The organism is Desulfocastanea catecholica (assembly GCF_054657295.1).
The window spans coordinates 70,615-82,370 of the sequence record NZ_BAAHYZ010000022.1 but is presented as its reverse complement, the minus strand read 5'-3'; the positions used below and the strand labels follow the sequence as shown (position 1 = coordinate 82,370).

At 50.8% G+C, this 11,756-nt stretch carries 14 protein-coding genes; 3 read left to right on the top strand and 11 right to left on the bottom strand.

Features of this window, described 5'->3' with window-relative positions; genetic code table 11:
• From ACYQ8U_RS17790 to ACYQ8U_RS17780, 3 genes are all read right to left on the bottom strand, one after another.
• A partial coding sequence (locus tag ACYQ8U_RS17790) for a biotin/lipoyl-containing protein (protein ID WP_459946910.1) occupies positions 1–1,759 on the bottom strand: 1,759 nt, incomplete at its 3' end.
• 201 nt (positions 1,760–1,960) lie between these two features.
• The gene (locus tag ACYQ8U_RS17785; protein ID WP_459946907.1) at positions 1,961–2,230 is read right to left on the bottom strand and encodes an OadG family protein; all 270 of its coding nucleotides are present in this window, start codon (positions 2,228–2,230) and stop codon (positions 1,961–1,963) included.
• A 251-nt stretch (positions 2,231–2,481) separates the two neighbouring features.
• Positions 2,482–2,766 (bottom strand): antibiotic biosynthesis monooxygenase family protein, encoded by a 285-nt coding sequence (locus ACYQ8U_RS17780; RefSeq protein WP_459946906.1) that lies wholly within the window; start codon positions 2,764–2,766, stop codon positions 2,482–2,484.
• 405 nt (positions 2,767–3,171) lie between these two features.
• Between ACYQ8U_RS17780 and pyrF the strand changes: the two genes are divergently transcribed.
• Positions 3,172–3,885, top strand: a complete 714-nt coding sequence (gene pyrF, locus ACYQ8U_RS17775; protein ID WP_459946905.1) for an orotidine-5'-phosphate decarboxylase — start codon at positions 3,172–3,174, stop codon at positions 3,883–3,885.
• Between the two features lie 77 nt (positions 3,886–3,962).
• Here pyrF and ACYQ8U_RS17770 read toward each other — a convergent pair whose 3' ends face one another.
• The 3 genes from ACYQ8U_RS17770 to ilvY are packed head-to-tail and all read right to left on the bottom strand — an operon-like array spanning position 3,963 to position 6,556.
• Positions 3,963–4,880, bottom strand: a complete 918-nt coding sequence (locus ACYQ8U_RS17770; RefSeq protein ID WP_459946904.1) for a cation diffusion facilitator family transporter — start codon at positions 4,878–4,880, stop codon at positions 3,963–3,965.
• A gap of 7 nt (positions 4,881–4,887) precedes the next feature.
• Positions 4,888–5,649, bottom strand: coding sequence for a 5'/3'-nucleotidase SurE (gene surE, locus ACYQ8U_RS17765; protein ID WP_459946903.1), 762 nt, complete (start codon positions 5,647–5,649; stop codon positions 4,888–4,890).
• Positions 5,650–5,662: 13 nt separating this feature from the next.
• A complete protein-coding gene (gene ilvY / locus ACYQ8U_RS17760; RefSeq protein ID WP_459946902.1) occupies positions 5,663–6,556 on the bottom strand; it encodes an HTH-type transcriptional activator IlvY in 894 nt (297 codons plus the stop codon).
• Between the two features lie 232 nt (positions 6,557–6,788).
• On the opposite strand from ilvY, the gene ilvC reads away from it, so the two are divergent.
• Positions 6,789–8,261 carry a ketol-acid reductoisomerase gene (gene ilvC, locus ACYQ8U_RS17755; protein ID WP_459946901.1) on the top strand — a complete coding sequence of 491 codons (1,473 nt, stop codon included), beginning with the start codon at positions 6,789–6,791 and terminating at the stop codon, positions 8,259–8,261.
• Positions 8,262–8,401: 140 nt separating this feature from the next.
• The gene (locus ACYQ8U_RS17750; protein ID WP_459946900.1) at positions 8,402–8,905 is read left to right on the top strand and encodes a ComEA family DNA-binding protein; all 504 of its coding nucleotides are present in this window, start codon (positions 8,402–8,404) and stop codon (positions 8,903–8,905) included.
• A 75-nt stretch (positions 8,906–8,980) separates the two neighbouring features.
• Here ACYQ8U_RS17750 and ACYQ8U_RS17745 read toward each other — a convergent pair whose 3' ends face one another.
• The 5 genes from ACYQ8U_RS17745 to ACYQ8U_RS17725 all read right to left on the bottom strand — a co-directional run bounded on the left by ACYQ8U_RS17745 (position 8,981) and on the right by ACYQ8U_RS17725 (position 11,688).
• Positions 8,981–9,367 carry a rhodanese-related (seleno)protein gene (locus ACYQ8U_RS17745; RefSeq protein ID WP_459946899.1) on the bottom strand — a complete coding sequence of 129 codons (387 nt, stop codon included), beginning with the start codon at positions 9,365–9,367 and terminating at the stop codon, positions 8,981–8,983.
• A gap of 208 nt (positions 9,368–9,575) precedes the next feature.
• Positions 9,576–9,980: a hypothetical protein gene (locus ACYQ8U_RS17740; protein WP_459946898.1), complete on the bottom strand. Its 405-nt coding sequence runs from the start codon at positions 9,978–9,980 to the stop codon at positions 9,576–9,578.
• Between the two features lie 448 nt (positions 9,981–10,428).
• Positions 10,429–10,587, bottom strand: a complete 159-nt coding sequence (locus tag ACYQ8U_RS17735; protein ID WP_459946897.1) for a rubredoxin — start codon at positions 10,585–10,587, stop codon at positions 10,429–10,431.
• 95 nt (positions 10,588–10,682) lie between these two features.
• Entirely contained in the window at positions 10,683–11,042 is a 360-nt protein-coding gene (locus ACYQ8U_RS17730) for a hypothetical protein (protein WP_459946896.1), read from the bottom strand.
• 169 nt (positions 11,043–11,211) lie between these two features.
• Positions 11,212–11,688 (bottom strand): GNAT family N-acetyltransferase, encoded by a 477-nt coding sequence (locus ACYQ8U_RS17725; RefSeq protein WP_459946895.1) that lies wholly within the window; start codon positions 11,686–11,688, stop codon positions 11,212–11,214.
• Positions 11,689–11,756: the final 68 nt, after the last annotated feature.

The window sequence follows — 11,756 nt, the reverse complement described above, 5'->3', positions numbered from 1 at the left end:
AGGTCTGGACAGTATCACCGGCGGCGATGTGAATGGCGATGACCTTGCCGGCGCAGGGAGATTTTACCTCGGATTCCATTTTCATGGCTTCCATGACGACGAGAGGCTGGTCAACTGTGACAGTGCTGCCGAGGTTAACGAGAACCTTGACAATATTTCCCGGGGTCGGGGCATCCACGTCCGTTCCTTCGACAACCGGCGCGGCAGCCGGGGCGGCAGCCGGAGCAGGTGCGCTGGTCCGGGCAGCCTGGATTCCCCCGCCTTCGGAAACAGTGACATTGTACGGGCGGTTATTGACGGTAATGGTGTAATCGCGTGGTCCGATCGAGGCGGCGGCAACGGGAGCAGCGGCTTTTTGGGCAGCAGCTTTTTTGTCGACCGGTGGCGCATCGGTAATCTTGCGGACATTGGTGACCGCGTTGCCGAGGAGAAAATCGAGTCCTTTCTGCTCACAGCTGGCAATGATAAAGATGTTCTCATCGGTCACCGGCAGTTTGTTTTCCTCAAGGATTTTCGTGGCCTTAGGAATGCCGGGCTCGAGGATATCGAGCGGATCATCAGTAAAGACGGGTTTGCCAAGCTGCTCCGAGGCGATTTTAACAATTTCCGGATCAGCCGGCACCGGGGTGCGGCCGAAGTAACCGAGAACCATATTACCGTAACTCGGGTTGATCTTCTTCCATTTGCCCTGGGTGACGTTGAGATAGGCCTGTTGGAAGTAAAACTGCGAGACGGGGGTGACCGAGGTTCCGAAACCGCCACGGGCAACTACTTCAGACATTTCCTTGATGACAGCGGGGTAGAGATGCAGCGTACCGGTATCACGCATCATCATGGTGTTGGCGGTAAGCGCGCCGCCGGGCATCGGCGAAAGGGTGACCTTCGGTGAGATCATTTTAGCTTCGGGAGGAACGAAATAGTCTTTCATGGCCTCTTCAAAGGTGTCGGAAGCGATGATGATCTTTTCGTAGTCAAGATCCAGGGTGTACTCAGTACCCTTCATGGCATGCATCATGGAGAGAATATCCGGCTGGCAGGTACCGCCGCTGACCGGGGATTTGGCCAGATCAATACCATTGGCGCCACCTTCGACGGCAGCCATGTTCTGCGAGATGCCCAGGCCGGCGGTATCGTGGGTATGGAACCAGAGAATGGTATCCTCGGAGACGATCTTCCGGGCGGCCTTCAGTGTTTCGTAGACCTTTCTTGGATTGGACGTACCGGAAGCATCTTTGAAGCAGATCGAATGGAAGGGAATGTTTGCATCGAGGATCTGCTTCAGACGATCCATGTAGAATTCCGGGGTGTGCGCACCGGAACAGCCGGGAGGCAGCTCCATCATGGAAACGACGATCTGATGATTGAGGCCGTGGTGGGCGATACGTTCCCCGGAATACTCCAGGTTGCGCACGTCGTTTAAGGCATCGAAATTTCGAATGGTGGTCATGCCGTGTTTTTTGAACATTTTGGCATGCAGGTCGATGATATCACGGGGGCATTGACTCAGCGCCACAACATTGATACCGCGGGCCAGGGTCTGCAGGGCGACATTCGGGCCGACTTCGGTCCGGAAGCGATCCATCATGTCGAAAGCGGATTCTCCACAGTAGAAGAACAGACTCTGAAAACGTGCGCCGCCGCCGGCCTCGATATTGGTAATCCCCGCGTCTACGGTAGCCTTCACGGCGGGCATAAAGTCATCAGTAAATACCCTCGCGCCAAAGACGGACTGAAAACCATCTCTAAAAGACGTGTCCATGAATTGAATAACCTTTTTACTCACCGTTCCTCTCCTCGCTTAGTTTTTGAGAACCTTACAGATTTTTTCTTGTTATTTTTGTGAGAAATCAAGCTGTCTCAAGGCCCTTATACCCCCTTGTGGGGTGTTGAATCGGAATACTATCGTGTTTGACCGAAAGATATGCACAGGAACACTGCGGAGAATTACACCGGCCCGCGGCTATACCTGTGCGAATCGTTCTCTCTCGTACGCTGCCACAGCCGCGGCGATCACTGCTATATCCTCGTCAGCGTCGCCGGAACTGACTTCTTTTGTTTTTTTTCTATTTGCCACCTGAAGTGCTCTTTCTTTGGCAATCGCTTCAACTTCTCGAGCTGCCGAGCCACGCGTCAGGAAAGAAACGAGGTTGATAAAGAGAATCATCAGGACGAGAAAGAGCATGACAGTTGTCATGCCGACGACCATAAGCTTCACACCTTCAAATATCATTGCGCCTTTGCCTCGGAACTGTTGAATGAATGATTAGGATGGTTAAAAAAAGAAGGACTCTAGGATACACCAAGAGAGGAATCGAATCAAAACAATAAGGTAAATACGCTTAACAAATGTTTCTGATAAAACGTCATTATTTGCCGATAACGAGACATAATGTTGCAAGGAATATCGACCACGCACAGTGGAAAAACAACAGCTGACTGTACCACACCGGGGCTGTGCGGTACAGTTTTTTCAGGTGGGAATTATACTTCGTAGGCAGCGTATTCAGTTTCCGTACCAAGAAGTTGATCGATTTCTTTCTGGATAGCGATACGTTCTTCGTTGTGCAGCCATGCCTTCCAGTCTTCCATTGACCGCCACGTGCTTATCACCATACACTCATCTTTATCGTCGACCCTTTTCAGGGTTTCGCCGTAAATGTATCCCGACTGGTTTAAGGTCAGGCTACGCAGTTTTTTCAGGAGAACAGTGAGCGGAAGAATATTTTCAGGTGAAACTTTTCGTTTGATGAAAATTTTAACAGTCATAGGCATCTCCTTTCTGGTATTCCTCCTGAACATCGGAGCATAATCCATTGATTATTGCATGATAACTAAAATGGATGCGGCGGTTTTTTGTTATTTGTTATCATGCATTGATTATAATATGCATCAGTAAAATTGTAAAGTCGGCGCACTATTTATCGCCGAGGAGTTCGCTCATCTCGACAAGGCGGACCAATTCGGCGCGGTACCCGTCATTGTCAAATGTGTCGAGAAGAAAGAAATATTTATGGAGAAAGAAAGAGAATCATCCTACATTGGTCACGGATCAATGCCGGCTGCCTCCAGCTCTGCTTGCAGAAGACGAAAGAAGCAGGCAGGAAGCGCCAGCACCGTAATGAGCACCGCAGGACAAAGAACGACATTACAACAACATTCTTCGGAGAAAACATGAGCAAGACAACAATACCATTACAAGAAAGAATCATTGTCGCCCTTGACGTCAACAGTCCTGAGCTGGCCAAAGAGATAGTCAGAAAATGTGAATCGCATGTTTCCTTTTATAAAGTCGGGCTGCAGCTCTTTATGGCGAGCTGGTTCGACACCGTAGACTGGATCGTCGACCGCGGTCATAAGGTCATGCTGGACCTGAAGTTTTTTGATATTCCCGAGACGGTCAAACTGGCGGTCGAGCAGGTCAACAGCCGGGGCGTGAGCTTTGCCACTATCCATGGCAACGATGCGATAATTCGCGCCGCCGTTACCGCCAGGGGGGACATGCAGCTGCTGGCGGTAACGGTGCTGACCAGTTTTGGTGAAGAGGATATGCGGGCGATGGGCATGACCCAATCGGTGGCCGATCTGGTCTATTTCCGAGCGAAAAGGGCCTTGGAACTGGGTTGTGACGGGGTCGTTTCCTCCGGGCTGGAGGCGGAAAGAATGCGTCAGGACCTCGGTGACAAGCTGCTTATCGTCACCCCCGGTATTCGGCCCGGCGCCAATGTCAGCGATGCGAGTGATGATCAGAAACGTATCGTCACCGCCGGGATGGCCATCAGAAACGGGGCCAACCACGTGGTCGTTGGCCGACCGATAACCAGGGCCGCGGACCCGATACGGATCATTGAACAGATGCAGCAGGACATTGTCGCTTCCTGCATCTGAGAGGTTTTTGTTACTGAAAAGAGCACCCCTCTGGGGGGTATTGAAGAGAATTCCGGCTTGTTTCCCGTTCACCCGGGTTAGAGTTCAGTTGTGGCTTCTTTTCCTTTCGTCTTCACCGGATGATAGTGGACAAAGACCCGCCGCATGAAGTCGATTTCGTCAATAAGCAGATTCTCCACCCGGGTGGCGATCCGGTCACCTTCTGAGACGGTGAGATCCGGGGAGATGCCGATGGTGATGTTGGCCACCATATACAGGCCGAATCGATGGCCATGGATTTCCTCGACATCGAGCACTTCATCTAACTTTGCCAGCTTGCCGCGGATTTCCTCGGTGAGTTTCTTGCCCGGCAGGGTATTCATCAGATCAGCGGCGGACTCCCGGATGATCTCCACGCCGGTAAAGCAGATGATGATGGAGACAACGCCGCCGGCCAGGGGGTCGACCCAGAGGAATCCCACCTGGCCGAAAATGATGCCGATGGTCGCAGCCAGAGCCGAGAAAATATCGTTACGGTGATCTGCCGCCAGGGCCATCAACACGTTGTTATTGGTCAGTTTGCCGATCCGATAGGTCCAGAACGACAGCCAGATTTTCATCAGGATGGTAAACAGTGCGATCCACAGGGCCAGCTGGGATGCCCCGGTAAAATCACTGGCCCCGCTCAACAGCTCGTAGATATTGTTGATCGATGCCCAGAAAATGGAGATTGCCGTGGTGATGACAAAGGCGCCGACCACGACTGCGGCAATCGACTCCAGCCGATCGTGGCCATAGGGGTGTTCCTTGTCGGCGGGTTTACCGGATAAGCGCATGAAAATATTGACAACAATGCCGTAGGCCACATCCGAAGTGGAGTTGATGCCGTCGGCCAGAAGCGCCGGGCTGTGGCCGAAGATGCCGACACTGGTCTTCAGCACGGCGAGAAGAGCGTTGGCCGCCAGGCCGACGTTTATCGCCAGAATGCTTTTTTTCTGTCGCAGATCCGTGGTCATATGGCCTTTACTCACCTTGTGTACCATCTTCCAGACGCCATTTTTCCTTCAGATAGGTAATGCCGGTGTGGTTGGTGAGATCAAGCTGTATGGGGGTGATGGAGACATTGCCGCAGGCAAAGGTATAGACATCGGTGTCCTCCCCAGGGTCGGGGGCGGCCGTACCTCCGCCGATCCAGTAGTGTTTCTTGCCCCGGGGGTCGAGGGTTTCATGGATGGAATTTTCCCAGAGTCTTCTTCCCTGGCGGGTAACCTTGATTTTTTTGTAGGCGCGGCCGCTGGGAATGTTGATATTGAGCAGGGTGTTCTCGGGCAGGAAATTCTGCAGGATTCTTCCGGCCATGCACACGGCAATCTGCATGGCTGCCTGGAAATCGTAGGGCAGCTCGCCGCCGACGGAAAGGGCCATGGACGGGATGCCGTACATGGTTCCTTCTATGGCCGCGGAGACGGTGCCGGAGTAGGAAATATCATCGCCGAGATTGGTGCCGGCGTTGATTCCGGAAACGAGCAGATCCGGTGGTGCCTTAAGGATTTTCTTCAACCCGAGGGCGACGCAGTCGGTGGGTGTGCCATCGACCATATAAAAGTTCTCTTTCAGCTTGGTGATCTTCAGGGGACGGTTCATGGTCAGCGAATGGGCGACTGCCGAATTATCCCGCTCCGGGGCGATGACAATGGTTTCGCCGAGTTCCGCCAGGGCCTGCTGCAGGGCGAGGATGCCGGGGCTATGAATGCCGTCGTCGTTGGTGATGAGTATCGTTTTCATAGTGATTCAAATTTTATATGAATGTTGTTGCCGCTGCTGTTTCGACAATGTTCCAGAAAGACTGCACCAGGGGATTGCGTTTGTTTTTCAAGGAGGTGCAGGCGGCGACGGTGAAGGGCTGCAGTTGTGGATTGATGTCGAGGATCTCCACCTCGTTGATCAGGCTGCTCTTCTCCAGGACTAAACGGGGAACGATGCCGACACCGCAGCCCATGCCGACCATGGCAATAATAGCTTCATTGCCTGAAACCTGGGAATATATATAAGGGCGGATCCCCTTGTCGGCAAACCACTTTTCCGCCCGGGTTCTACTTAATCCATCAGCCGGCAGAATAATGGGTGTTCGCGGCCAGTGTATCACGCCCTGGCGATACATGATCGTTTCCGGAAAGAATCTGGGGAAAATGAACAGCAGCGGTGTCTCCAGGAGTTCGATAAAATCAAGACCTTCCGGCTGGCAGTCGGGAAGGGCGGCGATGGAAATATCGACTTCCTGCGATTGGAGTCTGTGCAGAGCCTTGGCCGCATCGCCGGTCTGCACATGCAGCATCACCTGCGGATGGGTCCGGCGGAATCTTTTGAAGATCTGCGGCAGGATGGAAAGAATGGCCGTGACTGAGCAATAGACAGACAGTTCACCCCGGAGGACAGAATCGTTTTGTAGATGGCCGCGGAACAGGTGCCAGTTGCTGATACTCTCGTCACAATATTCTTTAAACAGCATGCCGGCCGGGGTGAGGTGCACCGACCGGTTGTTGCGAAAAAAAAGCGGTTCGCCGACATCGTTTTCCAGCCGCTGGATGGTGCGGGTCAGCCCGGAGGGAGTAATGTTGCATTCCTGGCTGGTACGGCCGAAGTGGAGAGTCGAAGCCAGATGTCGAAACAGCTCAAGTTCCCGGATTTTCACGATAGAAACAACAAAAGGATATGGTGAAGCTGCTGTGGGCAGCTGTATTTATCTGCCATGACCGGCCGGAAGAGTTGCTGCTGCTGGGCCTTTTCTGCTCAGTTTTGCAGAATGTGCAATACAATATCACGAACAAATCACTTGACGCAACAGGAGTTTGTCAATATATCAGATGGGGAATGATCACTGGTCGATAAAAATTAAAAAACAATACAGATACAAGGAGATAAAAATGGGTTCGAACTACTTTAACACTCTGCCGTTTCGTCGGCAGTTAGCGGAACTGTCCAAATGCCGTTTCATGGATGCCGCGGAATTCAGCGGCGTCGATTACCTGAAAGGCAAAAAAGTCGTCATCGTCGGCTGTGGCGCCCAGGGATTGAATCAGGGGCTGAATCTGCGCGATAGCGGCCTGGACGTATCCTACGCCTTGCGGGCCGCGGCCATCAAGGAAAAACGTCAGTCCTGGAAGAACGCCACGGAAAATGATTTTCGTGTCGGCAGCTATGAAGAACTCATCCCCAGCGCTGATCTGGTCATCAACCTGACGCCTGACAAGCAGCATACCAACGTCGTGTCCACGATCATGCCCCTTATGAAAAAAGGCGCCTGTCTCTCCTATTCCCACGGCTTTAATATCGTCGAAGAGGGCATGCAGGTGCGCGAGGATCTGACGGTTATCATGGTTGCGCCCAAGGCGCCCGGCACCGAAGTCCGCCAGGAATACAAGCGCGGTTTCGGTGTACCGACTCTGATCGCGGTGCACGGGGAAAACGATCCGAACGGCGAAGGCTGGGACATTGCCAAGGCCTACTGCTGCGCTACCGGGGGAGATAAGGCCGGGGTGCTGGAATCGTCCTTTATCGCTGAGGTAAAATCTGATCTCATGGGCGAGCAGACCATCCTGTGCGGCATGCTGCAGACCGGATCCCTGCTCTGCTTCGACAAGATGGTCGAGGAGGGTATCGATGCCGGATATGCGTCAAAACTTGTCCAGTACGGCTGGGAAGTGGTGACCGAATCCCTCAAACTCGGCGGCATCAGTGCCATGATGGACAGGCTGTCCAATCCGGCAAAGATTAAAGCGTATCTTCTTGCCGAAGAGCTGCGGACCATTTTGCAGCCGCTTTTTGAAAAGCATATGGATGATATCGCTTCCGGCCAATTCTCCAAAACGATGATGGAAGACTGGGCCAATGATGATGCAAATCTGCTTAAATGGCGCAAGGAAACCGGAGAAACCGCCTTTGAGCAGGCGGTCTCGACCAATGAGGAAATCAGCGAGCAGGAATACTATGATAAGGGCATACTCATGGTCGCCATGGTCAAGGCCGGCGTGGAACTGGCCTTCGATACCATGGTCGACTGCGGCATCAGAGAGGAATCGGCCTATTACGAGTCCCTTCATGAGACACCTCTTATCGCCAACACCATTGCCAGAAAGAAACTGTATGAGATGAACGTGGTTATTTCCGATACCGCTGAATACGGCAACTATCTTTTTGCCAACGCCGCCGTGCCTCTTTTGCAGGATTTTATGAAGACCATCGGCACCGACGTGATCGGCAAGGGCCTTGAGCTGCAGGACCACGGCGTCGATAACCTCGACCTTATCCAGGTCAATGAGGCAATCCGCTACACCTCAATAGAAGGGGTAGGCGAAGAATTACGCTCGCATATGAGCGCCATGAAACCGATTATGTAAATTTTTTTTAATCCGTTTTTTTGTAAGAACGACCCCGGGGACCTGAAGTTACTACTGTACTTTAGATCCACGGGGTTTTTTTTTGCAGCGGTTTTATGTGGAAAATATCTCTCTGATGAACTTTGTGGGATAATTGTGAGGTGACTCGGCTACATTTTGGAGAAATCAAGACGCTGATTTTTTGTAGTACAGCACGATCGTACAGCGCAACAGGTGCGCAGAACAGAAAACAGCACGGCACCGATGCCATCACTCATCAACAAAATTATGCCAAAGGAGATCCCATGAAAGCTTTTCATCTGTTACTCGTCGCTCTCTTCACTTGCACCCTTAGCTTGGCCACCTTTGCAGACAAAAGTTATGCGGCATCTGATCAAAAAGAAGCAACGGCTGTGACTGATACGGCAAATACTGCAAAAAAAGCAGCCAGTGCGAAGAAAGAAATCCCTCACGATGTGAATATTAATACCGCCGACAAGGAACTTCTGGTGCAGATTCCTGGTATCGGTCCCGTTACCGCCGACTCAATTCTTCAATATCGTAAAGACAATGGTCAATTCAAAAGCCTCGATGAGCTGACCATGGTCAAAGGCATTGGCAATAAGAGTCTGGCCAAATTCAAGCCCTACCTGCAAGCAATTTAACCACACCGTTCCTGGTTTTCAGCCGGAACCGCCCAAGCTGGGCGGTTCCGGCTTTTTTGTATGCAGCCGCGCAAACTATTTCTCTTCCACGGGATATTTATTGCGATACCACTCCTGCCATCCGCCTTTCAGGGCATACACCTTGTCATATCCGGCATCGATGAGCTTTTGTGCCAGACCGGCACTTGTCGCTTCGTTCGGTCAGGCGCAATAGAGAACGAAGGTGTTGTCCTTTGGGTAGGCTTTTGCCACCGAAAGGTCACCGTCATCGACTCGCAGTGCATCTTTTATTTTGAATGCACTGGTACTCCAGTCCCTTCCCTGACGCACGTCAAGGATGACAAGATTTTCCGAACCGAGCAGGGATTTCAGTTTATCCTTGTCCATTTTTTGTACCGAGGCGGCAAAGAGCGGGGTTGTAGCTACGAGCAGAATAACGAGGAATAGAAGAGTTTTTTTCATGATAAATCTCCTTGTGAATCTTGAGTATAAGGTACTAAATTAAGACAGAATCTCTTGCTGGCAAGACGGTAGGGTGGTATGAAATGATCTGCAAATAGAGGGAGCAGCACACAGCAACGTTCACCTGGAAAAACCATGTGCCTCCATTCCCAGTAATTGATTCTTACTGGGAATGGGTGGTGCAGGAGGAGGGGAGTTTATGGGTGATCTACAGTAGAGACGGAGAGGAATAATCGAGCAGGCCTAGATTTTCGTCCAGCAGGTAATCCAGTTCCTCTGCTTGAAATGCGCTGATTTCGGCAAACTCAACGCCGATGACCAGTTCAAAAATTCCTGCCGGCTCCTGGTCATCGCCGTTTGTTTCTCTCCTTTTCCGAACTTTGAGCTTTTTGATATGGGAGTCCTTGGTATCAAGAATATCAATATGGAATTCATCCGGGAAAGTATGTGGGTAGAGACATCCAAAGGATAGGCCTTCGCGATTAATGTCGAGTATCTGTCCGGTGCCCCTGTCGGTAATGACCAGAAGATTAATCACCTCTTGGCGGCCATTTTTCCTCTGTTCTGAAAAATAAGGAGTCTCGGGTATTTTGTAGGTGGCGAGTTGGTTCATACGTTCCTCCGTAAAGATGTCGAACTCCACTGTTTGATGCGTATAAATATCCCCGTCAGACTGTTATCCTGCGTTGGGAAGACGTGGGGCTGATGGCCGGGGAAGGTACTTACTGCCGTTCTGCTATCAAAATACGGTTTCGACGCTTTGCTTGTACTGCAGCAAATTATGTGCCGAATTATCAATGTTATTGTCTTCGGGCGGTTAGCGACATGGCAGTCTCAGGGAAACATGAAAAAAGACCAAATATTTCACTTTTAAAACTCAAAAGCGCAAGTTTTGCACAGGGCTGGTGCAGTCGATTGGTATGAGGAGGGGGAGGTTGGGTAAAAAATGCCTGTTACGTGGATGTATCAACAGAGGGTGAAGACCACTGCTCAACAGAAAAAGAGAGTGGTCCTCAGAGTGAAACTAGGGCTTGCATATTGCGGTCACAATACACAAGGTTCTAATCAACTTTCCAGAAATCCTCTTTTGCCGCACCACACTTTGGGCAAACCCAGTCGGCAGGAACTTTTTCCCACGGGGTTCCTGGCTCGACACCATTCTCGTAATCACCTTCTTCCGGATCATAAATATAACCACAAGGACATTCCCATTTTTGCATTTTTTCTCCTTTTTATGAATAAGACTGCATGAATCGGCAATAGTAATAAGAATGATTGCTATCGTCAACGACAATCATTCTTATTGCTTGAGACACTACATCTTGGGAATCGGCTTGCAATTTTTTATGGTCACTTTGCCCTGGAGCAGATTTCCTTTTGAATATTCACTGAAAATACAAGTGTTAGTTTCAGGGTCATAATTTTCAACCCACAGGTTGTCGTCTTTCCATGTGGCTTGAATGTGGTATTGGCCTTCTGGAACCTGTAAGGTCATCACCCCACCGTAGCGTTTGACAAAAACTTGCTGCAGTCTGAAATAGTAGGCGCTCCAGCCCACTGCAAGAACAATCAGGGCAAGGGTGATGCCGAGTTTCCATTTATCGTATTTCGCAGAAAGGGCGAAAATTGCTCCGGCGGAAATGATGATGGCGGTCCAGTATAAATAGGTAATCATGAGAGACACTCTTTACGTTAAGATGAGGTTGCGGATATGATATTTTGTTCAACGTAGCGCATTTTCTCTTTTTTGACAATTTTCTTGGTAAATGCAGCGATTTTTTGCGTGAATACATTCACTTTGTTTATTTAGCGTTCGTTCGCTGGTACATAAGGCCAAATTAAATCTATCGCTTACCTGAGGAGGGATGGCGGGTCATTTTTACATGAGGGATACCATCCTCCTCGTATCCGTCTGAGGAGAGACGAAAACCAAAGCTCTCGTAGAAGGAAATAAGGTACTGCTGAGCGGAGATGCAAACAGGTGATTCGGGGAAGAGTTCCTCGAGGGTGTGCAGGCATCTTGCCATAATTTCTCGGCCAAGGCCCTTTCCTCGATAATCCGCGCGGGTGAGCAGTCTGCCGAGGGACGGAAATGGACGTTCTTTTTTGGGGTGGAGTATACGCAGATAAGCAACCGGTTCCGGCCTTTCACCCCTGTTAGTCCATCCCACCAGATGCAGGGCTTTTCTGTCTTGACCATCACAATCCTGATAGACACACTGCTGTTCAACGATGAAGACCTGTTGCCGCAAGTGGAGAATTTCATAGAGCTCTTCGGTCGATAATTCCTCAAAGGTGGATATTTTCCATTGTATTTCCATGCAGTCTCCCTAGGGCAGGTATCTGATCAATGGTGCTTGCCGGGGAAGCATAGCGCCCCGTGGCGGCA

Bases quoted from the DNA above. Each gene is read 5' to 3' on its own strand.
- pyrF (WP_459946905.1), top strand. From the start codon at position 3,172: ATGAGCAAGACAACAATACCATTACAAGAAAGAATCATTGTCGCCCTT.
- ACYQ8U_RS17785 (WP_459946907.1), bottom strand. From the start codon at position 2,230: ATGATATTTGAAGGTGTGAAGCTTATGGTCGTCGGCATGACAACTGTC.
- surE (WP_459946903.1), bottom strand. From the start codon at position 5,649: ATGAAAACGATACTCATCACCAACGACGACGGCATTCATAGCCCCGGC.
- ACYQ8U_RS17735 (WP_459946897.1), bottom strand. From the start codon at position 10,587: ATGCAAAAATGGGAATGTCCTTGTGGTTATATTTATGATCCGGAAGAA.
- ACYQ8U_RS17740 (WP_459946898.1), bottom strand. From the start codon at position 9,980: ATGAACCAACTCGCCACCTACAAAATACCCGAGACTCCTTATTTTTCA.
- ACYQ8U_RS17770 (WP_459946904.1), bottom strand. From the start codon at position 4,880: ATGACCACGGATCTGCGACAGAAAAAAAGCATTCTGGCGATAAACGTC.
- ilvC (WP_459946901.1), top strand. From the start codon at position 6,789: ATGGGTTCGAACTACTTTAACACTCTGCCGTTTCGTCGGCAGTTAGCG.
- ACYQ8U_RS17730 (WP_459946896.1), bottom strand. From the start codon at position 11,042: ATGATTACCTATTTATACTGGACCGCCATCATCATTTCCGCCGGAGCA.
- ACYQ8U_RS17780 (WP_459946906.1), bottom strand. From the start codon at position 2,766: ATGACTGTTAAAATTTTCATCAAACGAAAAGTTTCACCTGAAAATATT.
- ACYQ8U_RS17725 (WP_459946895.1), bottom strand. From the start codon at position 11,688: ATGGAAATACAATGGAAAATATCCACCTTTGAGGAATTATCGACCGAA.